Source organism: Streptomyces sp. NPDC004111, from assembly GCF_042874215.1.
Lineage (GTDB): Bacteria > Actinomycetota > Actinomycetes > Streptomycetales > Streptomycetaceae > Streptomyces.
Map to the genome: position 1 here is coordinate 148,637 of NZ_JBIAMU010000001.1, position 22,571 is coordinate 171,207.

The 22,571-nt window shown below is 70.3% G+C and carries 22 protein-coding genes; 8 read left to right on the forward strand and 14 right to left on the reverse strand.

Annotated features, from left to right (window positions below):
• Position 1: 1 nt before the first annotated feature.
• From ACFYVL_RS00675 to ACFYVL_RS00690, 4 genes are all read right to left on the reverse strand, one after another.
• Complete coding sequence (locus ACFYVL_RS00675; protein WP_389240284.1) at positions 2-1,207, reverse strand: cupin domain-containing protein; 1,206 nt, start codon at positions 1,205-1,207, stop codon at positions 2-4.
• A complete protein-coding gene (locus ACFYVL_RS00680; RefSeq protein WP_389240285.1) occupies positions 1,204-1,587 on the reverse strand; it encodes a BatC protein in 384 nt (127 codons plus the stop codon). Before ACFYVL_RS00680 ends, ACFYVL_RS00675 begins: the two co-directional genes overlap by 4 nt.
• Before the next feature lie 642 nt (positions 1,588-2,229).
• Positions 2,230-2,664 carry a hypothetical protein gene (locus ACFYVL_RS00685; RefSeq protein ID WP_389240286.1) on the reverse strand — a complete coding sequence of 145 codons (435 nt, stop codon included), beginning with the start codon at positions 2,662-2,664 and terminating at the stop codon, positions 2,230-2,232.
• Positions 2,665-2,675: 11 nt separating this feature from the next.
• The gene (locus tag ACFYVL_RS00690) at positions 2,676-3,005 is read right to left on the reverse strand and encodes a hypothetical protein (RefSeq protein ID WP_389240288.1); all 330 of its coding nucleotides are present in this window, start codon (positions 3,003-3,005) and stop codon (positions 2,676-2,678) included.
• A gap of 814 nt (positions 3,006-3,819) precedes the next feature.
• On the opposite strand from ACFYVL_RS00690, the gene ACFYVL_RS00695 reads away from it, so the two are divergent.
• Both ACFYVL_RS00695 and ACFYVL_RS00700 read left to right on the forward strand, forming a co-directional pair.
• On the forward strand, positions 3,820-4,902 hold the full coding sequence (locus ACFYVL_RS00695; RefSeq protein ID WP_389240290.1) for an aromatic acid exporter family protein: 1,083 nt from the start codon (positions 3,820-3,822) through the stop codon (positions 4,900-4,902).
• A gap of 173 nt (positions 4,903-5,075) precedes the next feature.
• Entirely contained in the window at positions 5,076-5,231 is a 156-nt protein-coding gene (locus tag ACFYVL_RS00700) for a DUF6131 family protein (protein ID WP_389240291.1), read from the forward strand.
• 585 nt (positions 5,232-5,816) lie between these two features.
• Here ACFYVL_RS00700 and ACFYVL_RS00705 read toward each other — a convergent pair.
• Positions 5,817-6,464, reverse strand: a complete 648-nt coding sequence (locus ACFYVL_RS00705) for a M23 family metallopeptidase (protein WP_389240293.1) — start codon at positions 6,462-6,464, stop codon at positions 5,817-5,819.
• 319 nt (positions 6,465-6,783) lie between these two features.
• Between ACFYVL_RS00705 and ACFYVL_RS00710 the strand changes: the two genes are divergently transcribed.
• Positions 6,784-7,281 carry a transposase gene (locus tag ACFYVL_RS00710; RefSeq protein ID WP_389240294.1) on the forward strand — a complete coding sequence of 166 codons (498 nt, stop codon included), beginning with the start codon at positions 6,784-6,786 and terminating at the stop codon, positions 7,279-7,281.
• Here the strand turns inward: ACFYVL_RS00710 and ACFYVL_RS00715 are convergent.
• Both ACFYVL_RS00715 and ACFYVL_RS00720 read right to left on the reverse strand, forming a co-directional pair.
• Positions 7,275-7,943 (reverse strand): response regulator, encoded by a 669-nt coding sequence (locus ACFYVL_RS00715; RefSeq protein ID WP_389240296.1) that lies wholly within the window; start codon positions 7,941-7,943, stop codon positions 7,275-7,277. The two genes, ACFYVL_RS00710 and ACFYVL_RS00715, sit on opposite strands and share 7 nt — an antisense overlap.
• A gap of 33 nt (positions 7,944-7,976) precedes the next feature.
• Positions 7,977-9,149, reverse strand: a complete 1,173-nt coding sequence (locus tag ACFYVL_RS00720) for a histidine kinase (protein WP_389240297.1) — start codon at positions 9,147-9,149, stop codon at positions 7,977-7,979.
• A gap of 195 nt (positions 9,150-9,344) precedes the next feature.
• Between ACFYVL_RS00720 and ACFYVL_RS00725 the strand changes: the two genes are divergently transcribed.
• Genes ACFYVL_RS00725 through ACFYVL_RS00735 form a run of 3 tightly spaced genes read left to right on the forward strand, consistent with a single transcriptional unit; the run spans position 9,345 to position 12,211 of the window.
• Complete coding sequence (locus tag ACFYVL_RS00725; protein WP_389240299.1) at positions 9,345-10,037, forward strand: ABC transporter ATP-binding protein; 693 nt, start codon at positions 9,345-9,347, stop codon at positions 10,035-10,037.
• Positions 10,034-11,437 carry an FtsX-like permease family protein gene (locus ACFYVL_RS00730; RefSeq protein ID WP_389240301.1) on the forward strand — a complete coding sequence of 468 codons (1,404 nt, stop codon included), beginning with the start codon at positions 10,034-10,036 and terminating at the stop codon, positions 11,435-11,437. Before ACFYVL_RS00725 ends, ACFYVL_RS00730 begins: the two co-directional genes overlap by 4 nt.
• Positions 11,438-11,491: 54 nt before the next feature.
• The gene (locus ACFYVL_RS00735; RefSeq protein WP_389240303.1) at positions 11,492-12,211 is read left to right on the forward strand and encodes a DUF4097 family beta strand repeat-containing protein; all 720 of its coding nucleotides are present in this window, start codon (positions 11,492-11,494) and stop codon (positions 12,209-12,211) included.
• Between the two features lie 125 nt (positions 12,212-12,336).
• On the opposite strand, the gene ACFYVL_RS00740 is transcribed toward ACFYVL_RS00735, so the two are convergent.
• Positions 12,337-12,819: an SRPBCC family protein gene (locus ACFYVL_RS00740; protein ID WP_389240304.1), complete on the reverse strand. Its 483-nt coding sequence runs from the start codon at positions 12,817-12,819 to the stop codon at positions 12,337-12,339.
• 63 nt (positions 12,820-12,882) lie between these two features.
• Between ACFYVL_RS00740 and ACFYVL_RS00745 the strand changes: the two genes are divergently transcribed.
• The gene (locus tag ACFYVL_RS00745) at positions 12,883-13,512 is read left to right on the forward strand and encodes a TetR/AcrR family transcriptional regulator (RefSeq protein WP_389240306.1); all 630 of its coding nucleotides are present in this window, start codon (positions 12,883-12,885) and stop codon (positions 13,510-13,512) included.
• Positions 13,513-14,036: 524 nt separating this feature from the next.
• Positions 14,037-15,395 (forward strand): pyridoxal phosphate-dependent decarboxylase family protein, encoded by a 1,359-nt coding sequence (locus ACFYVL_RS00750; protein WP_389240308.1) that lies wholly within the window; start codon positions 14,037-14,039, stop codon positions 15,393-15,395.
• Between the two features lie 201 nt (positions 15,396-15,596).
• On the opposite strand, the gene ACFYVL_RS00755 is transcribed toward ACFYVL_RS00750, so the two are convergent.
• The 6 genes from ACFYVL_RS00755 to ACFYVL_RS00780 all read right to left on the reverse strand — a co-directional run bounded on the left by ACFYVL_RS00755 (position 15,597) and on the right by ACFYVL_RS00780 (position 22,517).
• Positions 15,597-16,361, reverse strand: a complete 765-nt coding sequence (locus ACFYVL_RS00755) for a maleylpyruvate isomerase family mycothiol-dependent enzyme (protein ID WP_389240310.1) — start codon at positions 16,359-16,361, stop codon at positions 15,597-15,599.
• 306 nt (positions 16,362-16,667) lie between these two features.
• Complete coding sequence (locus ACFYVL_RS00760; RefSeq protein WP_389240312.1) at positions 16,668-17,387, reverse strand: hypothetical protein; 720 nt, start codon at positions 17,385-17,387, stop codon at positions 16,668-16,670.
• Entirely contained in the window at positions 17,384-18,898 is a 1,515-nt protein-coding gene (locus ACFYVL_RS00765) for an ATP-binding protein (protein ID WP_389240314.1), read from the reverse strand. The genes ACFYVL_RS00760 and ACFYVL_RS00765 overlap by 4 nt, the downstream gene beginning before the upstream one ends.
• Complete coding sequence (locus tag ACFYVL_RS00770) at positions 18,895-19,578, reverse strand: response regulator (RefSeq protein WP_389240316.1); 684 nt, start codon at positions 19,576-19,578, stop codon at positions 18,895-18,897. Before ACFYVL_RS00770 ends, ACFYVL_RS00765 begins: the two co-directional genes overlap by 4 nt.
• A 39-nt stretch (positions 19,579-19,617) precedes the next feature.
• Entirely contained in the window at positions 19,618-21,390 is a 1,773-nt protein-coding gene (murJ, locus tag ACFYVL_RS00775) for a murein biosynthesis integral membrane protein MurJ (protein ID WP_389240318.1), read from the reverse strand.
• On the reverse strand, positions 21,315-22,517 hold the full coding sequence (locus ACFYVL_RS00780; protein ID WP_389240320.1) for a lipid II:glycine glycyltransferase FemX: 1,203 nt from the start codon (positions 22,515-22,517) through the stop codon (positions 21,315-21,317). Before ACFYVL_RS00780 ends, murJ begins: the two co-directional genes overlap by 76 nt.
• Positions 22,518-22,571 lie beyond the last annotated feature (54 nt).

Here is a 22,571-nt window from a genome sequence, read left to right on the forward strand (position 1 = left end):
CTCAGCCCGCGGCCGGCACCGCGACGCCCGCCCGCAGCAGTCGCACGGCCAGTTCCTGCCCCAGCTCGCCCGCGGTGTGCTCCCCGCCGGCGAGAAGCCGCCGTACCCGCACCAGGTCCGCCTCGGAGAAGTCCAGCCAGCCGGCGCGGGTGCTGAGGCGGCTGCCCTCCAGCCGTGCCTCCAGCGCGTCCCGGAGGCGTACGGGGGTGTCGGCCGTGACGCCTTCGACGGCTGCGAGCTGGGCCAGCGGCCCCATGGGTTCGGGGCGGCCCTGGGCACGGCGGGCGCGGTGGTAACGCGGGGCGGGATCGCTCAGGGTGAGCGCTGCGGCAAGCCGTTCCCGTACGAAAGCGAGTTCGTAGTCCGGAACGTCCACTCTCAGCGGCAGCGAGGCGCGCATCTGCGGGTCGTCGCGCAGCAGCGTCAGCGCGGACTGGACGAGCTGTTCGGCCAGGGCGTGGCGGGTCCAGTTGTGCACGCCGAGGGTGAGGTGGACGGAGACCTCGCCCTGGGCCTCGGCCGCGTGCAGCCAGCCGCGGGGCAGGTAGAGGACGTCGCCGGGCTCCAGCAGGGTGTCGATGACCGGATCGGTCTTCGTGGCCTCGGCGACGGCGGCCCGGTGGTCGGTCCAGGGCTGGTCGCGCAGGGGGTCCGGGTGGACGGGCTCGTGGATCACCCAGCGCTTGGTGCCGGAGATCTGGAGTACGAAGACGTCGTGCACGTCGTAGTGGGCGTCGAAGCCGCGGTTCTGGGGCGGGGTGACGTAGGCGTTGGCCTGGACCGGGTGGCCGAGTTCGGTGCTGAGCCGGGAGGTGAAGTCGGTGAGGGGCTGCCAGGTGCGTTGCAGGGCCTGGAGGACGAGGGTGGCGCCGTCCGCGAAGGCACGCCACAGGGCCGTGTCGTCGAGCTGGTCGGTGATGGTGGCGCCGACTCCACCGGAGCTCGTGTACGACGAGTCGGGAAGGGTGGCGCCGTTTTTGGCGACGCGCAGAAAGGGCGTGCGCAGGCCGCGCCGGGCGATCAGCTCGTCCACGGCTGCAGGGGAGAACAGGTCGGAGAAGTCGTCGGCCGCACGGGTGAGGAGCGGGGTGCGGGCCCAGACGTCACGGGCGAAGGCGGCGCGGTCGAGGCGGGTCAGACGCGACTCCAGGACACCGCGGCCTTGGCCGGCCGCGGTGTCCTGGAGGTCGAGGGAACCGATGCTCAACGTGCGCCGCCGTCCGCACCGCCGTCATGGACGCCCGGGGTACCCGCCGCACCACCGTCGGCCGGACCCTCGGCACCGCCGTCCGCACCACCGTCGTGCACGCCCGGGGTACCCGCGGCACCACCGTCCGCGGGACCTTCCGCGCCGCCGTCCGCACCACCGTCGTGGACTCCCGGAGTACCTGCGGCACCACCGTCCGCCGGACCCTCGGCACCGCCGTCCGCACCACCGTCGTGCACGCCCGGGGTACCCGCCGCACCACCATCGGCCGGACCCTCGGCACCGCCGTCCGCACCACCGTCATGGACTCCCGGGCTACCCGCCGCACCACCGTCCGCGGGGCCTTCGGTCCGGGTCGGGTCCTGCTCGGGGTCAGTCATGCTTCCTCCTGCGAGTCGGGTGTGGCCGCTGGGGCTGGTGAATGCTCTTGTGCGGCTCCTAGTACCCCTCAAAAGGTCACCCACTCGGGCTTTCCCGGCAACCGGGGCCCAGGGCCCCCGGGGGGGGCCGGCGGAACACGAACCCCGGCGGTGGACGGCCCCTGCCCGCTGAGCCGTCCTCAGCCCTTGACGGCCTCGACCTTCTTGTCCCGGCGGACGCCTGGGCGCAGGCGAGACCGACGGCTGCCAAGGCGGCGAGGAAGGTGGCGGCGATGATCATGAGGTTGCTGCCAGAGGTGGTGACGCGCCGAAGGTGGTGACGCGTGGGTGGGGTAGGTCCGGTACATCCATCGCGCAACCTCCCTTCGGGTAAGGGGTGTTGGATCATTAGCAGCAGCGGCCCCGGGGCGGCCTGAGGGCGGCTCGGATGTAGGCGGCTGGCGGGCGCTTCGGTACCGGCGACGGGCCGCGTACGCGCGCGGAGTTGACGGCGAACGCCGAGGGCCGTCTCCGGGTCGATGCCCCCTCGCATTCGGGGGTGGTGGGCATCCGGCCGCGGTGAAGCCCACTCCTTGCGTACGGTCGCCTTTTCCAATTGGCCCCGGTCACCCTCATTGCGCTGGGCAAGAGGAACCTGCTGGGTCACCGTGCGACATCGTCACCGGCGTCGCGGTCCCGGCCCGGCTCACCTTCGCCAGGGGGGCATCGGCCTCCGGCTCGCGAGGCTGAGTACGTCGGCACCCGAACTGGGGGGCACGGCGGCGGCCCAGCTCGCGGTCCGCAGACCTGCGAGGAGCTTGGGCAGTATCCTCGACGCTCCCCCGGGCGCCGGGCGTCCTGTGGCCGCGGCCTCACCAAGGTGCCGAGCGCCGGGACGTGGCCGCCCGGTGACGGGCAGATCGACACCTCCCGCCGGGCGGGCGGGATTGCCAGGACCCGGATCCGTTCCTTCTGGACGGGATCGGCGAGGGGGTTTGCCTTCGGTGTCGAGATGGCGGTAGCCCCGAACGCGGCGTGCGTACGCAGCGCCGGCCGGGGCTGTGGGGGTCGGAGGTACGCAGGCGTATGGCGGGGCATCTGCCTTGCGGTCAGTCGTCCGGATCGGAGTCCAGTTCCGCGAGCCCCGACTCCCAGCGGGACCGGCGTTCCTCGCCGGTCTGGTCCCACCAGGGTGTGCCTCGCTCCCCCAGCGCCACTTTGGCCGTCTGGACTCGGGCACGGGCGGCGCGTTCGGCAGTCGCGTCCCCGGCGCGCAACGCGGCTCCGACGGCACGGCGGGCGGCCATGAGATGGCGGCGGAGGCGCTCGGCAACGTCGTCGGGGAGGTCGGGGTCGGTGGCGCGCCAGCGGCGGCGCTTGATGAGCACGTAGTGCCCGTCGGGAGTGCGCTGCGGCGGGTCGGCGTCCTTGGTGCTCACGGGACACCGGTTCCCGCTCGCGGCAGTGGCCAACCAGGGACCGGCCGCGCCCTTGCCCCACAGTGGCGAGTCACCGGGGAACCGAGGGGCGTGGAGTCCGACGCCGGTCACTTGGTACGGGTGGTCAGGGTCACCCCGCTGAACGAAGAACGCGCCATGTATCCGCGCCCATGTGCGCCTCAAGGACAACACAGGAGCGGGTGGAGAACTGGGCCGGGACGACGCCGCCCAACCTGCCCAGGAATCGGCCCCATCGACCCGCGTAGGCGTAGCGGGACTCTTCGGAGCCGGCCTGCACACCACCACCGACGACGGGTCCCCCCCCCTGGAGGTCGTCAGCCCGGAGTGGCCGCACGGGCGCTTCCTGCTGTCCGCAGACGGAGGCATCACCCACAACGAACCGGACGGCGGACCTGCACTCGCCGTGTTCGGGTTCGATGTCCACGCCATGCACCGCAGGCTCAACGCTCGCTGAGAGAGGTCCGTCGCGGGCGGAGCGCGGCGGACGGCCAGGCTCACCGGTGTCGTGGGGCTTTGCACTGCGTGGCTGCCCTTATATCGGACCCGTACAGCGGGGTACCGGGCGAAGGACTCCTTCTCGCTTCAGTCATCGCCGTGAAACCGCATGTAGCGCCGGAGTGAGGCACCTCTCGATTCATCGGCCACGGCGCGGACACCCGAAACCTCCGGTCCGCGAAATCCGGGGCCCAGGAGCGAAAGGCACCACGGACAGGTGAGGAACTCGGTACGAGACTGCGGGGCATGGACAGCTCGGGCTTGGCGATCTCCGGGTCATGAGCGCAATACCGTTCTGATGCTCGGCAAAAGCACGTTGGCAGCCACGCTGGCCTGGTGGGTGGCCCATGATCTGATCGGAGCGACCTCTCCGGCGTTCGCCCCGTTCTCCGCCGTCTTGATCATGAACGCGACAGTGTATCGGTCCGTGTGGCAGGCCCTGCGGTACACCGTCGCCGTCGCCACCGGCGTAGCCGTCCAGGCCACGCTCGGGTTCCTCATCGGCCCCGAGATGTTCGTCTTTCCTCTGGTCGCCGTGATCGCGCTGGCGATCGGGCAGTGGCCTGCGCTGGGCGAGCAGCGCGCCCAGGTGGCCACCGCCGCGTTCTTCGCCTTCTCCACCTACTCCGCCGCCTCCGCCACCGGAGACCAGGCGGCCCAGCTGGCCCAGATCGTCCTGCTCGTCCTCATCGGCTGCGGTCTCGGTCTGGCCGTCAACCTGTGCATCGCGCCGCCATTGCGCTACCGGGGTGCGGAGCAGGGAATCCAGGTGCTCGGCGGCGAAGTGGAAGCGCTGCTGGACGACATGGCCAAAGGGCTGCGCGAACAGGATGTGACCGCCGATCGCACCCAGGTATGGATCACGGCGGGCGAGCGGGCGCAGCGTTCGGTGAGCCAGGCCCGGGTAGGGCTCACCACAGCCGAGGACAGCCTGCCCTTCAACCCTCGCCGCCTGCTGCCCGCCCACCGGGGCTACCTCACGTTCACCCGCTACCGGCAGGTGATCGTCTCCATGGAACGCGCCGTCTACCAGCTGGCTTCCCTCAACCGGAGCCTGAACCAGTGGCAGGAAACGGAGAACAACTACTCCTACGCCCCCTTCCTCACCGCCTATGCCGACTTCCTCGCCTCCTTGCGCGACGCCGCACATGTCCTGTCCGTACTGAACACCGACACCCTCTCCGAGGGGGCAGAGGAGGCATGCCGGCTGGCGAAGGCAGCCCAGGACAAGCTTCAGGACGTGCTGACAGCCGCCCACGAAGGCGGTCTGCCACTGGCGGACAGGACCCGCCCGTACGGAGTCCTCGTGGTGGAGGCAACGCGGCTGATGGAGGAGTTCCAGCACACCTGCGACGCCCTGCAGACCACCGCCGACAACTGACCGGACAACGGCGTAAGGAAAAGCTAAAAGCCACACGCATTCATTGCCGGATGCCGGGCACTCGAACAACCGAACGCAACGAACGGTCCTGGCCACGGAAACGCAGGTCACAGTAAACGTTCGCTGCACAGGTCAACGGTGCAAGCACCGCCTTCGGAAAGATCGGATACCCCATGCTCATTCTCGGCCTCATCCTGCTCCTCGTCGGCCTGCTGGTGCCGGTCCCCCTGCTGACGACCATCGGTGGCGTCCTTCTCGTGGTCGGCGCCATCCTGTGGATCCTGGGAGCGACGGGCCGCGCGGTAGGCGGACGAAAGCACTACTTCTAGAACTGCACTATTTCGAGAACTGCCGGACTCCGGACGGGTGGGTCACGAGGCGTCGGCTGCCGGTCGGCGATTCTTGGAGTTCGGTCCGGGCCGACGACCGAGTCGGCCCCACTTCACTTACCCACTTCACGCTTCACGACGTGCCCCTGCGCATCGCATGCGCGCAGGGGCGGCTCGCATTTGTCACCGGCGCGACCTCCGGCATCGCGACGTGCGCGGCCTGGAACTCGGCGAACCCGCCAGCGGCCCCGGCGGTGACGACTCCAGCCCTTCCAGGACGTGTTCACCGCCGGCCTCGCCGCGCTCATTGTTTCCGTCCCAGGTCTGGCGGTAACGCGAACAGCTGGCTCTCCGCCACTCGGCCCACCTCTTCGGCGGCCTTCTCACCCTCTCTACGGCAAGTGCCACCGTCCGCAACGGTGCCGCAAGACCGTCGTGGCACATATCCGTCAAGGTGGCCACCTCCGGGCACTCACACCAAGGCGGCACCATGACGCGCCGACGCCCGTGGAATTGAGCCGCAGCAAATCCTTCGGGCCCCTCCCCAGGCATACAGCCGTCCCTGCCGCCGGTTTTCCCGGTGTCTCAGGCGACCAGCCGAACGCCCCGGCGGGCGAGGTAGGAGATCGGGTTCACATCACTCCCGTACTGTCGCCGTGCCCTGATCTCCAGATGCAGGTGCGGGCCGCTGGCACGCCCAGTGCTGCCGCTCCTGCCGAGCCGCTGGCCCACCCCCACCCGGGCTCCCTGGCGGACATCAATCGTGGACAAGTGGCCGTACACGGCGAAGTGGCCGTCCGTCATCCGTACGGTCACGGCCTTGCCGTAGGAGCCGGACCACTTGGCCAGGACCACGACGCCTGCACCCACCGCATGCACCGGCGTCCCCGTGGGCACCGCAAGGTCGATGCCGGTGTGGTACCCAGCCAGCCAGTCGCCCCGAACCCGGTAGCGGGTGCTCACCCAGTACCGACGGCGCAGCGGCTTTGCCCCGCGAGGAACGGGGCCGTGCCGTTGCCCGCGATCAGCGGCAACGGCGGGGAGAGCTTCAACTGCCTGCACGAGGTCGTCCTCGAACACCGGGTCGTATCCCAGTGGGCAGTCGTCGTCCCCGGCCAAGGAGGCTGCGGCGGAGGCAGAGCTGAGTGGCGGACACAGCGCCATGGTCAGAGCGACCATCGCGGACCGCCGGGTCACGGGCACCGCATAGGAGCCCTTCAGAAATCGCTTCATGACACTGACCTCAAGCGCACCGGCCCGAGAACGCACGCCCAGCCGTGCGTCCGGGGGACGGCCATGAGCGCCGGCCTACCCCTACGCCGACGTCATCGACTGCTGGGGCACCGGGGTGGGCGGCATTCACCGCAACTGGTCCGATGCGACGAACGCCGTATCGATGCAGACGGCAGAACGATTGGTGAGCGAAGGCTGAGGTGGACCACTCAGGTCAAGCACACCCGGCGGCTGACCGCCGAGCACCGCAGCTCACACCGATCCCGGTCATCGAAAGTCACCACGCGGAGGAAGCACGTAAGGCGTCCGAGAGCGCAAGATGGCCGCCTACGGCCATAGGTGGTGTGGCCGCGCTGGGACTGGCCGCACCTCCTGGACGGCGGCGCTGGACGCGACCCTTCTTGAGCCAGGCGACGACGTCGCCGCTGTGACCACGGTGCAGAGTCGTGAGGTCGTCGAGCGTCTTGTCGCCGCAGGCCAGTGGAAACCGGGTGACCCGGAGATGCCGGTCGTGCTGGACGCCGGATATGACGCCTCGCGCATCGCCCACGTGCTGCCGGGACTGCCTGTCGACATCCTCAGTCGGCTTCGTCAGGGCCGTGTGATGCGCAGGCCGACACCCCCGTGGGTCTACGACACCAGGGGCGGTCGGCCGCCCAAGCACGGCGGCGGGTTCATTTTCGGCGACCCGGGAACCCGGGGTGCCGAGCAGGCCACGGACGACCGCCGCTACGGGAATGCGACCGCGCAGGCCAACCTCGGCATCAACCCACGTGGCAACAACGGCAGTGCGCACGTTCAACGACAAGCTCAGTAGTTGTACTCGAACCAGGTCAGAATGGCCTTGACGCGGCGGTTGTCTTCGTTCGGCGGCATTCCGAGCTTCACGAACACATTGGCCACGTGCTTGCTCACGGACGCTCCGGAAAGAAACAGCGCCGATGCGATTTCCGTGTTGGAGCGCCCTTCCGCCATGAGGGCGAGCACCTCTCGTTCGCGGTCGGTGAGCCGGGCGAGCGGGCCCTGGGGCGTGTCCGCGTGGGTGACGTAGCGGACGACTTCCGGGTCGATCACGACGCCGCCGCCGGAAACCGTATCGAGTACGCGTAGGAAGTCGACGACTCTGCCGACTTTTTCCTTGAGCAGGTACCCGACGGCCCCGTCCGCGCCCGGACCGTTCAACAGCTCCTGTACGTACGGTCCGGTGACGTAGGCGGAGAGGACGAGGACCGGCAGATCCCGGTGGCGTGATCGCAGGTCGATGGCGGCGCGGAGTCCGTCGTCGGTGTTTCCGGGGGGCATGCGGACATCGGTGATCACCAGGTCCGGTGCGGCCCCGGAACCAGCGAGCTCGTCGACGGCGGCGACCAGTTCGGTAGCGTCCTCGCATTCACGGATCACCTCGTGAGAATTGGAGGTCAGGATTTCCCGGATTCCGGCACGAATCAGCATGCTGTCATCTGCCAGGACAATTCTCATGGCCTCTGCCTCACCTGTTCGCCTTCATCTACTTCATTCCCATGTGGGTTGGCCGGGAGCGGATGCTACGACTTCGGTTCCGCCATCCTCCGCAGGGCTTCGGATCTCAAGCTCCCCACCGATGCTTCGCATCCGCTCGCGCAGTCCGGCAAGGCCCGAACCCGCGTCGATTTCCGCGCCGCCCGCTCCGTCGTCACGCACGCAGACACGTACGCCACTTGAATCGCACCGCAGATCGATCCGAGCGCTGCCCACGCCCGCATGCTTCGCAATGTTCGTAAGCGCCTCGGAGACCGTGAAATAGACCGCGGTCGCAGTCGGCGACGACAACTGGGCATCATCTCCAGTGCTGTTCAGCTCGACCCGCAGCGGAGATCGTGCGGCCAGCTCGCGGACGGCGGCGACGAGGCCGAGGTCGCTCAATTCGCGAGGGTGGATCTCGCGCACTGTTTTCCGGAGCCGTTCCAGCGCATGCTCGGCCTGTTCCTGTGCCTGACGTGCCAGTTCCACGATGCGTTCCTCGCCGCTCGCCGAGGCGGCGGCCTCCAGCATCCCGAGGCGCATCACGACGGCGACCAGCTCCTGTTGAGCGCCGTCGTGCAGGTCACGTTCAATGCGCCGGCGCTCGAATTCGAAGGCCGTTGTCAACGAGGCCCGGCTGGTGCGGAGTTCCTCCAGCTTCGCGAGCAGATCCGGGTCCCGGCTTCGCGAAAAAGTGCGCAGGACGAGATCCCGGAGAAGGGAAATTCCGGTCAGAAGAACTGTGGTGACCGCACCAAGAAGTACCCCTGCGGGCATCGCCAGAAAGGATTCCGTAAGCGATGCCGGAGTGAAAGGGCCGACCTGTGCCGCGATACCGAACGACCAGAAAACAGGAGAGAAAACCAGCACGGCGGAACCGATGAACCCGAAGAATGCCACCACCAGTGACAGCGCGGAAAGGAGCGTGGCGGCGACGAGGACCGGAAGGTAGGTACGCCACATCGACCGCGATCGCAGCTGGCGTGCCACCCACTGCGCCCAGCTCTGGTCCGCGGGCCGCAGCGGCATCGTACCGACGCCGCACCACCGCGCTCTTGAGCGGTCCACCTCCGTCAGCACGGCCGCCGACGCCGGTGCGGCAAGAAGGGAGAGCAGCAGAATCGGGAAGGCCACTGCTGCGATGATTTCCGTCAGCACCCTTCGGGCGACACGAATCTGCGACATGGCGAGAATTATGACATACGGCGGATCTCGAAATGGTAGACCCAGGTCTACCATGCGGTAGTGCTGACACTGATGCGGAGCGCGTTCAGCGCTGCCTAGCATTATCAAATGCCTATCGCAGCCCACATTTCCGCACCGTGTATCCGCATGCGCGGCCTCCGTATGGACTTCCCCATTCCCGGCCGCAAAAGAGAAATGACACGTGTACTGCACGATATCGATCTGGACATTCCCGAGGGCCGGCTGACCGCGATCGTCGGACCCTCCGGATCGGGAAAGTCGACGCTCCTGCTCTGCATGGCCGGCCTGGAGCGAGTGACCGCGGGTTCCATCGAGATCCTCGGAACGGATGTCCTGTCGCTCGGCCCACGCAAGCAGGCCGCGTTCCGCAGCGAGAACATCGGTTTCGTCTTCCAGGAGTACAACCTCGTCAGCTCGCTCACGGTCGAGGACAACATCTGTCTGCCGTCGCGACTCGCCGGCCACCGGGTGCCCAAGTCACGGGTCCGCGAGGCCATGTCGCGGCTCGGCATCGCCCAGCACGCCAGGCGGCGCCCCGACCGGCTCTCCGGAGGCGAACGCCAGCGCGTGGCCGTGGCCAGGGTCCTCGCGAACCAGCCGCGGATCGTCTTCGCCGACGAGCCGACCGGCGCGCTCGACCTCAAGTCCGGTCACGTCGTACTCGATTGGCTGCAAGCGCTGCCCGCACAAGGATCGACAGTGGTCATGGTCACGCACGACCCGCATGCGGCTGCGCGTGCCGACCAGGTCGTGGTGATGGGGTCCGGGCGGGTGCACACCGTCATCTCCGGCGGCGACCCGCACACGGTGAGCGATGCCGTCCTCGCGGCGCAGTCGAAGGACGACGCGAACGAGGCGGCGGCGTGAGCGGCGTCAGCGGTACGAGCCGTACAAGCCGTACGAGCCGCATCGGCGGTACGAGCGGCATGCTGCGGCTCGTCCTGTCGGACGTCCGCATGCAGGCGTCGATGTGGGTGTGGACGCTCGCGTGTGCGGTCGTCGGCGCGGCCTGCTCGGCGGGCTCGGTCATCGCCATGTTCTCCGCCGTCTCGGCGGCGCGGACGGCGGGCGACGCCCGGATGGTCTCCGCGTCGATCGCGCTCGGCGGCAACATCGTCTTCTTCACCGTGCTGGCCGCCGTGGGGGTCGTCGCCTCGACCGTCGGTCTGACCTTGACGACCCAGCGACGCGAACACGCCCTGTGGGTGATCCTCGGGATCCCGCGCCGCCGTGTCAGGTCCGTTCTCCGCGCCGAGCTGGTGGTACTCGGCACGGTGGCCGGCGCGCTGGCCGTACCGTTGGCCCCTTTCGTCGCGGACATCGCCCTCTCGCAGTGGACGGCGACGGGACTCGACCTGCACGGAGCCACCGCCGGACTCCAGCTCTGGCACGTCGGCGCGAGCCTGCTGGCCGGAGTGGTTCCGTGCCTGCTCGGTGGCTGGGGCGTCACACGCCGAGCCGCGAAGACACCGGAGATGCGCGCCTTCCGGGACCACTCCGATCCGCCGGCCCGGCCCGGCGCCGCACGGAGCCTGCTCGCCCTCTGTCTTCTCGCCGGTGTGCTCGGGATGTGGATTCCCGGCCTCGGCCTCGAACTTGAAGGGGGCACCGAACAGCGGACCGCCTTCGCCTTCGCCGGAAACCTCTTCCTCGTCTGCCTGTTGCTGCTGATGGGTCCGTGGGTGCTCACACCTCTGATGAAGCTCTGGACCGCTCTCGTCCCGTCGCGTGGCGTCGCCTGGCACCTCGCCGTGCAGTCGTGCCGAACGCGCGCGGCCCGAAGCGTCACCACGGTGCTGCCCTTCGCGCTCTCCCTGTCGTTCGTCGCGCTGTTCATGACGATGGGCACCGTCATGCCCGGAAGCAGTGCAGGGCTGGGCGATGTCATGACCGTTCTGGGCTGGGTCTTCGTCGTGTCCTGGTCCGGTGGCCTGGCGGTGATCGCCCTGGTCGGGCGGGAGCGCACACGCGATTCCGCGGTGGTTGCCGTCGCCGGCGCACGGCCGGGCGTCACCACGCGGTCCACGGTCTACGAGGGCGTGATCTACGCAGGCACGGCGATCGTCTTCGGCACGGTCTTCCTCGCGGTGGCGAGCACCACCATCGCCGTGGGGGCCAGGGCCGGCGTGGGCCAGGTGCTCGGCGGCCTCCCGTGGGCAACGCTCGGCGCACTTGCTGCCGTGACGCTCGTGACGACCTGCCTCGCTCTGGCACTCCAGGCCGCCCGCGTCTCCCGCACCGTCCCGGCCCGCGCTCTGCGCTCCTGAACCGAACCGAACCAACGACCGAACATGCAGCTGAATCACCAGGGAACGGAAACAATGAACGACAGCCGGACACGCACGATCCTCGTCGCCCTCGGCGCAGCCGCCTTCCTCGCTCTCGCAACAACCGGCTGCGACCCGGACGTCAACCAGGCGAATACCACGCCTGAATCGAAGTCCTTCGGCTTCAGCGGCGACAGCCTGACCGTGAAGTCGAACTCCGCCGACCTCCACCTCATCGCCTCCGACGTCGACGACCTCGAAGTGGAACGCCGGGTCAGCGGCACGAAGATCGGCGGTGAGATAGACGCCGGATGGCAGTTCGAGGGCGGGGTCCTCACACTCTCGGTGAATTGTGACGGTGTTTCCGTCAACTGCAAGGCGACGTACACCGTGAAGGTGCCGCGCAAGGTCGCGGTCACGGCGGAGTACGGCAACAGCGACGTGCGGTTGTCGAACCTCGGCGGCACTGCCCTCCACCTGGAGGGACGCGACGGAACCGTGCAGGGCGACGGGATCTCCGCGACGTCCGTGAGCGCCGTCACGCGAAACGGCGACATCGACCTCGACCTCACCTCCGTACCCGCTCGTGTCGATGTGCAGAGCCAGGACGGCAACGTACGACTCGGCCTGCCCGCATCGGCATACGCGGTCCGCACGGCGGCGAAGAAGGGGGACGTCACCGTGGATGTCGCGAACGACAGCAAGAGCAGCCACAGCGTGAACGTGCGGACGCGTCATGGCGACATCGCCATCGGCGAGGGGGTGTCGTCCTAGAACCCGCGCACTGCCTACGGCCTTCTCTACAGAGGTCCGTGGAACTGCTCGCGACCTCTTGAAGCACGCTCACGCCCGTGTCGGACCGCTGCTGCGCGGTCCGGACATGAGGGCGGGTGTGGTGGTCAGCGCATGAGGCCGCGCAGCAGTTGTACGTAGCGACTCCAGTTGGCCGGGCTGGTCACCGTGCCCGTACAGGCCAGTTCGGCGCGGTCCAGGCTGTCTTCCAGTAGGGCGTCATGCATGGGGCGGAAGGCGAGCGGCCAGGTGAGGCGCGCCGGGCCGCGGACGGCCATGGCAAGGGTGTGGCGCAGCAGCGTGTGCTCCTCGTCGACGACCAGGGCGGCGTACTCGTGGAACCCGTGGAAGCCGCGCGGCCCGCTGAAGGTGAAGCGCACCCATTGCGAGGGGACGTGTGCGGCGACGGTGTAGCGGACCGGGCCGTGCCCGCCGGCCGCCCCGACCGCCAGGGGGCGGTCGAATGCCATCGGCGGCCAGTTGTCCTGCGGCCATAGCTTGTCGTCGCTGGTCGCCAGGGTGTCCATGAGCGCTCCCACCTCGCTTTGCTTCGCAGCCAGCAGGCGTTCGTGCACGTTGTAGACGCCCATGCGTCCTCCTGGGATTCTTTTTAGAGAGGAGTCTCTAATATTGTGGAGAGTACTCTCCAGTTCATGGCGAGACCACCCCGCTTCGACATGAAGCAACTCCTCGACGCCGCTGTGCGACTGGCTTCCGCAGGGGGACCGGCCGCGGTGACGATGTCCGCGGTCGCCACGGAGGTTGGCGCCCCGAGCGGGTCGGTGTACCACCGGCTGGCCGGACGGCCCGCGCTGCTCGCCGAGGTGTGGCTGCGGACGGTGGAGAGCTTCCAGGAGGGTTACTTCAAGGCCCTCGAAGCAGGCGTCGACGCGCGGCAGGCGGGGTGTGCGGCGGCACGCCATGTCGTCGCCTGGAGCCGGGTCCACCCGGAGGAGGCCGCTCTCCTTCTCTACGGCGCCGGGGACTTCGGACGCGCCGACTGGCCCGAAAAGCACCTCCAGCGTGCGGAGCGCGGCCACCAGCGTGTGCGTACCTCCCTCGCCGCCCTCGCCACAGCCCTGGGAGCCGAAGGCCCGCAGGGCACCGAGCAAGTCGCACTCGCCGTGGTCGACCTGCCCCTCTCACTGGTCCGCCGCCACCTCCGGGCCGGCGACCCGCTCCCCGCCCACGCCGAGGACCTCGCCGAGAAGTGCACCGCCGCGCTCCTCGACTCGCTCCCCACGACCTCGGCGTCTGCACCACCGGTTCCAGCGACAGACTGAGGGACTTCTCCCCTGGACCTCGAACGGGGCAGCAGAGTCGCCTGACGGCTGACGGTGTTCATCGGGCCATGAGGGGTTCCGTGGGGCAATTCCACGGAGATGCTGAGCGTGGGCTTTCGCAGGGATGCAGGGGTGGCTTTGTCCGTACGTGTCGACAGCCGATTCGCCGGACCCAACAGCACCGCCAGGTAGGGCTGTTCGTTTTCGGGGGGCGTCCGAGCAGCAGCAATCCCGGCGGGTGATTGACGCTCGGGAGGGAGTCTTCGCACGCGGACGTGACGGCGGGCCGTGGCGCTCGTTACGATCACGGCCCCGGTGCGCCGACCTGGGCCTTGTACCGATGAAAGGCTCCACGCGCCACCATGAACCGCCTCTCGCACAACCACGCCACGGCCCGTTCCGGCGAACGTCCACGGTCATCGGGCGAGGGGCCTCCGGCAACCCATCCGAAGGTGCTGCGGGACGAACTCATGGCGGCTGCGGAGTGGGTCTGCCAGTACCTGACCCGGCTTCCGGAAGATCCCGTGAGCCGTCCGATGCCCGCGCGCCGACGCGCCCGTCTGCGTGCTGCCCCGCTCGACTCCACCGGTGGTGACCTGGCCCAGATCCTGGACTTCGTGCGCGAGGAGATCGCACCCTTCCCCACCGGGAACGGGCACCCGGCCTTCTTCGCCTGGATCAACTCCCCGCCCGCCCCCGCCGGTCTGATCGCCGAACTCCTCGCGTCCGCCGTCAACGCGACCTGCGGCATGGGCGAGAACGCCCTCATGGACCTGGAACGCGGCACCGTGCGCATGCTCGCCGACCTGGCCGGACTCCCCGCCACCACTGGAGGGGTCCTGACCAGCGGCGGCTCCATGGCCAACCTGCTCGCCCTGGCCACCGCCCGCACCTGGTTCCTCACTGAGCGAGGCTCCGGTGACGGTCCCGCCTACGACCGCGACCACGCCCGCCTGACCCTCTACTACAACGCCCAAGCGCACATGTCCGTCGCCAAGGCCGCGGCCTGCATCGGCATCCCCGCCCACCGCATGCGCCCCATCCCCAGCGACGCACAACACCGCTTGGACGCCGCCGCACTCCAAGCGGCCGTGACGGCGGACCAGGACGCCGGTCTCCTGCCGTTCTGCACCGTCACCACCCTGGGCACCACCGCCACCGGAGCCGTCGACCCCGTCGAGCCGGTCACCGCCTTGTGCCGGAGCGCCGGGATGTGGCACCACGCGGACGGAGCCTGGGGCGGACTGGGCGCCATGGCGCCCGCTCTGGCACACCTCTACCAAGGCGTCGCCGACGTCGACTCGATGACCGTGGACCCGCACAAGACCCTCAGCGTGCCGGTCGGCTGCGGTGCGCTCCTGGTCACCGACCCCGAGCACCTGCACACCGCCTTCGCCCATCGCGCTTCGTACCTCACTCCGGGCGAACCCGACGCACTCCCCTGGCTCTCCCACGCCACCATCGAACTCACCCGGCCCGGCACCCGCGCCCTCGCCCTGTGGGCCACCCTGCACCACCTCGGACGCGACGGTGTCACGGCCCTGTTCCAGCACTACCTGACCCTCGCCGACCGCCTGCGCGAGAAGATCACCGCCAGCCCCCACCTGGAGGTCGTGGCCGGCGGTCCCTGGCCGGTCGCCTGCTTCCGCCTCACCGACACCGCGGCATCCGACCGCGACGCCTTCCACAGCCGCGTCGCCCACCGCGTCCAGAGCGCCGGGCGCGCCTACCTCGCCACCGTCACGGTTCACGACCGTACGGTCCTGCGCGCCTGCCTGTGCAACTACCGCACCAGCGAGAGCGACCTCGACCTGCTCCTTCGCGAAGTCCTCCACGCCGCCGACTCCGAGCGCGCAGCACCCATCCGACGCACCGACGAGTGATCGCCCGGAGGGCTCGTGCCTGTGGTACCAGCAGACCCTTCGGAATCCCTGTGGGACCACTTCGCCGCTCTGCTGACGTGCGGAAGGGGTACGCCGAGAGTCATCCGCCGGGTGGGCCCAGGCAGCGGATTCCATCGCGGACCGTCGTCGCGTACACCGTGCTCGCGCCGGTCCACGGCCCCGGCTACGCGCCGGTCGGCCTCAGCCCCAGTCCTGCAGCTGCTGGAGCAGGTCGGCGTTGCCCTCGATCCGCACCGAGTCGGCCGGGATGCGCATGTACATGAGCAGGGCCACCTCGCTCGCCGTGCCGTAGATGGCGGCGGTGGGCTTGGTCTCGGCGGCCTCCGCCGCGGTGAGGCGGATGAAGCGGGACCCGGCGGCGTCCACCGTCTGGCGCCAGGAACCGGCCTCGGCTGCGTGGTAGTCCATGGTGGCGGGCTCGCCCGGCCACGGAACCGTGCCGGTGCAGACGGTGGCGAGGAACTCCTCGATGGCGTCGGCGGCCTCGGTCGTCGGCAGCTCCTGCGGGGAACCGGCGGCCAGCTGGGCGTCGTAGGTGTGGATCATCGACTCCGGGACGCGGCGGCGGGCCACCGCGGCCACCGTGTGCGGCGAGGCCAGCGGCTCCCACCAGGCCCAGCAGCCCCGTTCCGGGCCGGCCTCGCGCAGAGCGGTGAGCAGCTGCTCCGTCGAGTCGGCCAGCCAGGTTATGAGCTCCTCGCGCTCCCTGGGTGCCGCCAGCCCGTCCTTGCTCGGCCGTTCGTCGCCCGGTGCGGTGTTCAGCACGATGTGGGCCCAGAAGCGGTCCCCCTCGCTGAGGTGGTTCGCCAGGTCGTACAGCGTCCAGCCGGGGCAGGACGGGACGTCGGCGTCGAGGCTGGGGGCCGCGGCGACGGTGGCGCGGAACGCGGCGGAACGCTCGTCAATCATCCGCAGCAGGGAGGGGAAGTAAAGATCATCAGTCACGCGAACCTTGTATCACCCGGGCTGGAACTGTCGCACTCGATTAAAACCACGCCCTTGCGGCCGACCTCACCGGCGGAACCCAACTCTCCCAATAGACAGGGGACTTGATGCTGCCGTCGCCCCCGTCGAGGTTGACGTTCACGTCCCCGGGCAGCGACAAGGCCGGTCATGCGGTCGTACGCCTGGACCGCGATGGTGCGCGCCGACGGCCTCGGAATTCCTTTGCGCGGACCGCTCTTTGATCGCGTGGGCCCGTGCCCGTTCTGCCGCCCGCGCCCCCTCGCCCGCACCTGTTGCCGGTCGCGGTCAGGAAACGATCTCCGACCGGCCTACTGGCCCGGCCGGCTCGGGCCGCTCCGTCCCGTCGACTGTTCCGGCGGCCTTGGGCGCGGAGCCGGTGTTGTGGGCCAGCTCGCAGGTGCCGGACGTCGTCCCGCCGTCGGTGCCCTTCAACCGCACCGTGGCCCGGCCGTCGCGGTTCTTGCTGTAGGCGGTGGTGCAGATCAGCTGACGTACGGCCGTCGCGTCCAGCCGCGAGAACTCGAAGGGCAGCCCCACCGTGACTTCTCCGGACTCGTCGCCGGAGCCGGTCCCGGAGCCGGAGCCGGAGCCGGAGAGACCTCCTGAACCGGTCCCGGCCCAGGCCCCCGGGTTGCCCCCCGCGACCCGGAGGCGGTCCATGCGGGCCACGACCAGGGGCAGGGAACTGCTGATCCCCGCGGCTTTCTCGGCCTCCTTCGGGCCGCTGAGCAGCGCGGCGAGCACCTTCTCGGTCGACGCCGGCCGGGCGCGGAAGTTGTTGACGCCGTCCCCGAACGTTCCCAGGGGCCGCACCACGGGGACCAGTTCCCCGTGCGGCAGCCGGAAGAACAGCAACGCGTCGACGCCGGGGTTGGGGACGTATCCCACGGTCGCCGGACCTCCCGCCTCGATCACGTCGGTCTCCCGGATACCGCACCCGGCGAGCAGGAGGGCGGTCACCGTCCCTGCCGCGAGCGACCAGCGGCGTGCACGCCCTCGTCTCACGCGCTGTCCCCTTCCCTGAGCAGCGGAATCTCCACGGTGAAGACGGCGCCCCCGTCCGGGCGGTTGCCCGCGCGGATCCGGCCTCCGTGCAGTCGGACGTTCTCCGCGGCTATCGCCAGTCCCAGCCCGCTGCCCGCCGAGCGGGCGCGGGCCGCGTCGGCCTTGTAGAAGCGGTCGAAGATGTGCGGGAGCACCTCGGGCCGGATACCGGGGCCGCGGTCGGCGACCTCGGTGACCAGCACGGGCTGCCCGTCGGAGCCCGTTTCGCTGCGCAGCCGTACGGTGACGGGCGCCTCGCCGTGCCGCAGGGCGTTGCCGACGAGGTTGGCGACGACGACGTCGAAGCGGCGCGGGTCGAGCCGTACCCGGATTCCGGCGGGAAGTTCGGTGCTGATCCGCTCGTCCGTCCAGTGCCGGTTGGCCAGGGTCTTGCGGACGGCCTCGGCCGCGTCGACCTCGTCGGTGTTCAGCTCGGCCGCGCGGGCGTCGAAGCGGGAGATCTCGATCAGGTCCTCGACGAGGACGGCGAGCTTTCCGGTCTCCGCGCTGATCAGCCGCACCGCGCGGGCGGTGTCGCTGTCCAGTCCGGCCGCGTCCTCGTCGAGGACCTCGGTGACCGCGAGCATCCCGGCGAGCGGGGTGCGCAGTTCGTGCGAGACGTCGGACGCGAAGCGGCGGGCCCGTGCCTCGGCCTGGCGCAGTTCCCGTACGGAGTGCTCCAGATTTCCGGCGGACTCGTTGAAGGTGTGCGCGAGGTCGGCCAGTTCGTCGCTTCCCCGCACCTGGATGCGGGTGTCGAGCTTGCCGTTGCCCATGCTCCGGGCGGCCTGGCGCAGTTCCCGTACCGGCCGCAGCACACTGCGGGCGGCGAGCAGGCCGGGCAGCAGGGCGACGGCCAGTCCGGGCAGGGCTCCGTCGCGGGCCGCGGTCAGCAGCGCGTCGACGTTGACCTGCTCGTCACTCATCCGCATGACGGCGTACAGGATCAGCCCGGTGGGCAGTACCGCCTCCTGCGGGCCGGTCCTGAAGACGGTGGGCATCGCGATGGTCAGGTAGGGGACGCCGTCCTTGACGACCCGCTCGAAGCTGCCCCGGGGATCGGCCAGCGCGGCCCGCCGCAGCTGCGGGGTGATGACGGTGGAGACCGGGCCGGTGCCTGAGGAGACGCGGATCGTTCCGTACTCGGCGAAGACGATCCAGGGGCGCGGCTTGCCCTTGCGGGCGATGTCCCGCAGGTTCGCTTCCAGGTTCTCGGTGTCCGTGGGTGTGGAGAAGACGTTCAGCTGGACCTGGTCGCGGAACGACGAGACCGCCGTGTCCTGCGCCGTCTTCAGCAGGGCGGTGCGCGCCTCCCGGTAGGTCAGGGCGGCAGTGGTTCCCGCGCTGACGGCCGCGACCAGCAGGAACGCCAGCACGAGCCGGGTGCGCAGTCCGAACGCGCGCGCCCGGCGCCCCGGCCGGTTCCCGTCCGCCTTCTTCCCGTGGCGGCGTACCCGGAGTCCGACGGTCACAGCGGTCCGAAGCGGTAGCCGAAGCCGCGCAGGGTCTGGACGTACCGGGGGGCGCCGCAGTCGTCCTCGATCTTGTTCCGCAGGCGGCGGACGCATGCGTCGACCAGACGGGCGTCGGCGTGGTAGCTGTGCTCCCACACGTGTTCCAGCAGTTGCTGGCGGCTGAAGACGCGTTCCGGGGCGGCGCACAGGTGGAGCAGGAGTTTCAGTTCGGAGGGTGCCAGCGCCAGGCGCTGCCCGGCCTTGGTGACGGTCAGCCCGGCCCGGTCGACGGTGAGGTCGCCGTGGGCCTCGACGACCGGCCGGTCCGTGCCGGGCACCTCGATGCGGCGCAGCACGGCACGGATGCGCGCCTCGATGACGTCGGGGCGGGCGGGCTTGACGATGTAGTCGTCGGCCCCTGCCTCCAGGCCGACGATCATGTCGAAGTCGTCACCGCGCGCGGTGAGCATGATGATGGGGAGCTGGCTGTCCTCGCGTACGCGTCGGCAGACCTGGACGCCGTTCATCCCGGGCAGCATCAGGTCCAGCAGCAGCAGATCGGGGCGGAAGTCGGCCAGCGCGGCGAGCCCCGCCTCGCCGGTGGCGGCCGACCGTACGTCGTGGCCGCGGCGGCGCAGGCCGAGTTCGACGCCCTCCCGCACGGCGGGGTCGTCCTCGATGAGCAGTACACGGGGCATCAGCAGTCTCCTCGGTGGTCTTTCAGCGCCGGCGTTCCTTCAGCGGCGGCGCAGTCGCCGACGTGCGCCGGAGATCAGGGAGTCGAGTTCGGTCAGCCGCAACGGCCGCGCGAGCAGCGCGAAGGTGAGCACGATGACGACCGCTCCGGCCGCCGCCGCGGCCGGGGCTCCCGCGCGCGAGGCCCCGGACACCGCGAGGTGGGCCAGCACGGTGGCGGGGACGGCGGCGACCAGCAGCCGGGCCTGCGCCGCGACGGCGGAGGAACGCCACGGCCGGGCCACCTCCAGCCGGCGGCCGAGCACCAGGCCCGTCAGCACCCAGCCCGCGAAGAGCGCCAGCGAGTAGGCCGCCGCCATCCCGGTGACCGCCCAGCGGGCGGGCAGGAGCTGGGCCGCGGCCAGGGACAGGCCCGCGTTGAGCGCGACGATCACCAGGTTGAGCAGGAAGGGCGTACGGGTGTCGCCGAGCGCGTACAGGGTGCGCGAGAGCACGTACTGGCCGGACATGGCGAGGAGTCCGGGGGCGAACGCCATCAGGATTCCGGCCATGGCGGCGGTGTCGCTCGCGCTCGTCCTGCCGTGGCCGAAGACGACTGCCATCACCGGGTGGGCCAGGGCGAACAGCGCGCAGGCGGCCGGCACCATCGCGGCGGCCGAGGAGCGCAGCGCGGACGAGACGTCCCGCCGCAGGGCCGCGGTATCGGCGTCGGCCGCCGCCGCGCTCATCCGGGGCATCAGCGCGGTCAGCAGCGAGACCGTGACGATTCCGTGCGGAACGACCCACAGGGCATAGGCGTTGTTGTACGCGCCGTAGCCGGGGCCGCCGTCGAGGCCCGCGGTGGTGGCCAGCCGGGTCGTGACCCAGTACGCGGCCTGGTTGGCCAGGACGAGGAGCACCAGCCATCCGGCCGCCCGCAGGGGGCGGGTCAGTCCGCTGCCCCGCCAGTCGAAGCGGGGGCGCCAGCGGAAGCGGGCCGCGCGCAGCACGGGCAGGAGCGTGAGGGTCTGCACGATGATGCCGGCGGTGGTGCCCCAGCCGAGCAGGGCGGTCCCGGACGCGGTGAGGGTGTCCCCGCCGCTTGTGAACAGGGCCAGGTACAGGCCGAACACGGCGATGACGACCACGTTGTTGAGCACCGGGGCCCACATCATGGCGCCGAACCGGCCGCGCGCGTTGAGCACCTGTCCCAGCAGGGTGAACACGCCGAGGAAGAAGATCTGCGGCAGGCAGTAGCGGGCGAGGGCGATGGTCATCGCTGCCTGCTCGCCGGTGTAGTCGGTGTAGGCGCCGATGATCGCGGGCGCGGCCCACACCGCGACCGCGGTGATCGTCAGCAGGGCCAGGACGCAGAGCGTGACGAGCCGGTCGGTGTAGGCGGCGCCGCCGTCGGCGTGCTCCTTCGCCGCCCTGACGAGTTCGGGCACGAAGACGGCGTTCAGCGCGCCGCCGAGGAGCAGCATGTAGACGATAGTGGGCAGCACGTTGCCGACCGCGTATCCGTCGGGGACGGTTCCGATCGTGCCGATCGCCGCGGCGACGACGGCGGACCGTACGAAGCCGGTGCCCCGGGACACCAGGGAGCCCGCGGCCATGACGACGCTGCTGCGCGCCGCCGAGGGTGCCGCGGGCGCCCCGGCGGGAACGACCGCGGGGCGGCTCTCCCCACCGGCTTCCGGGTGGTCCCCCGGACCGGGGTTTTCGTGGGGCGTGCGGGACGTCTCCTTCGCCGACGGCCTCACCGGCGGTTCAGGTACGCCTGGAAGGCGCGGTAAAGCGTCCGGTTGGCCGTGCCGTCCAAAGGTCTCTCCCATTCCCCCAATGTCTCGACGACCTGTCCGCCGGTGCCGAGCTTCCACCTCAGCAGTCCGTACGCACGTTCGTCGGGATCAAGGGTGGAGGGTACCCCGCGCATGTCGTAGACGTCAGCGCCCCTGGAGTGGGCGTCCAGCAGCATCTGCCACTGGAGGGCGTTGGAGGGGCGCACCTCGCGGCGGTGGTCGGCGGAGGCACCGGTCTGGTACCAGGCCCTGCGGCCCACCGTGATCATGGTGTGGGCGGCGAGGACCTCCCCGCCGTGACGGGCCAGGTAGAGCTTCATCCGGCCCGGCTCCTCGGCGTTGAGCGCCGCGTACTGGCGTTCGTAGTACGTGAGCGAGCGGCCGAGCCGGAACCCGTCGCGCTCCTCGGTGATCCGCAGCAGCCGGTAGAACTCGGGCAGGTCGGCCGCGCTGCCCACGACCACTTCCACCCCTTCCTTGCGCGCACGCCGGACGTTTCGCCGCCACTCCTGGTTGAGCCCGGACCACAGGTCCTCGGCGCTGCGCCCGGCCAGCGGTACGCGGAAGACGTGGCGCGGCTGGGCGTCACCGTCGCCGCCCGAGGAGTCGTCGCCGCAGCGCTGCCAGCCCCGGGCGCGCAGCCGCTCGCCCACGGCGGCGCCCAGCGGGTCGACCTCGCTGGCCAGGACGTCGCCGAGGCGTCTGCCCGGGTGGCTGAACGACTTCAGCAGGGCCGCGTCCCAGCGCCGGTACGCCGGGGAGGGGCCGATGCGTACGGCGAAGGCGCCCGCGGCGCGCAGGTGTTCCAGGAGCGGGCCGAGCCAGCTGTCGATGTCCGGGGCGGCCCAGTCGGCGACGGGACCCTCGGGGAGGTACGCGAAGTACTTGCGCGTGCCGGGGAGTTGCCGCAGCAGCACCAGCGCCACCCCGCTCAGCCGGCCTGCCCGCGGATCGGGCCCCCAGCCGAGCAGCAGGGAGTGCCATCCCTCCTTGACGTCGGCCCAGGACGGGCACTGGAGGAAGGCGGCGCCGAGGTTCGTCCCGTGGTGGGAGGCGAGGAAGGCGCGGTAGGTCCCGGCGGTGATCGGGGCCAGTCCGAGAGCCCCTCCACCCTCCTCGTGGGGGGACGCGGGCGAGGGCGGAACGAGCAGTGCGGTCACGGTCGGGGCCTCTCCATCTCCCCGGACTTCTCCGGGGTCGCCGCAGATGCTCAC

What these genes read in the sequence shown, in the direction of transcription:
- ACFYVL_RS00700 (WP_389240291.1), top strand. Translation starts at nt 5,076, where the DNA reads ATGCTCATTCTCGGCCTCATCCTGCTCCTCGTCGGCCTGCTGGTGCCG.
- murJ (WP_389240318.1), bottom strand. Translation starts at nt 21,390, where the DNA reads ATGGGAGAGACCTTTGGACGGCACGGCCAACCGGACGCTTTACCGCGC.
- ACFYVL_RS00710 (WP_389240294.1), top strand. Translation starts at nt 6,784, where the DNA reads ATGGCCGCCTACGGCCATAGGTGGTGTGGCCGCGCTGGGACTGGCCGC.
- ACFYVL_RS00705 (WP_389240293.1), bottom strand. Translation starts at nt 6,464, where the DNA reads ATGAAGCGATTTCTGAAGGGCTCCTATGCGGTGCCCGTGACCCGGCGG.
- ACFYVL_RS00740 (WP_389240304.1), bottom strand. Translation starts at nt 12,819, where the DNA reads ATGGGCGTCTACAACGTGCACGAACGCCTGCTGGCTGCGAAGCAAAGC.
- ACFYVL_RS00680 (WP_389240285.1), bottom strand. Translation starts at nt 1,587, where the DNA reads ATGACTGACCCCGAGCAGGACCCGACCCGGACCGAAGGCCCCGCGGAC.
- ACFYVL_RS00725 (WP_389240299.1), top strand. Translation starts at nt 9,345, where the DNA reads ATGACACGTGTACTGCACGATATCGATCTGGACATTCCCGAGGGCCGG.
- ACFYVL_RS00770 (WP_389240316.1), bottom strand. Translation starts at nt 19,578, where the DNA reads ATGCCCCGTGTACTGCTCATCGAGGACGACCCCGCCGTGCGGGAGGGC.
- ACFYVL_RS00685 (WP_389240286.1), bottom strand. Translation starts at nt 2,664, where the DNA reads ATGCCCCGCCATACGCCTGCGTACCTCCGACCCCCACAGCCCCGGCCG.
- ACFYVL_RS00735 (WP_389240303.1), top strand. Translation starts at nt 11,492, where the DNA reads ATGAACGACAGCCGGACACGCACGATCCTCGTCGCCCTCGGCGCAGCC.
- ACFYVL_RS00745 (WP_389240306.1), top strand. Translation starts at nt 12,883, where the DNA reads ATGGCGAGACCACCCCGCTTCGACATGAAGCAACTCCTCGACGCCGCT.
- ACFYVL_RS00695 (WP_389240290.1), top strand. Translation starts at nt 3,820, where the DNA reads ATGCTCGGCAAAAGCACGTTGGCAGCCACGCTGGCCTGGTGGGTGGCC.
- ACFYVL_RS00720 (WP_389240297.1), bottom strand. Translation starts at nt 9,149, where the DNA reads ATGTCGCAGATTCGTGTCGCCCGAAGGGTGCTGACGGAAATCATCGCA.
- ACFYVL_RS00715 (WP_389240296.1), bottom strand. Translation starts at nt 7,943, where the DNA reads ATGAGAATTGTCCTGGCAGATGACAGCATGCTGATTCGTGCCGGAATC.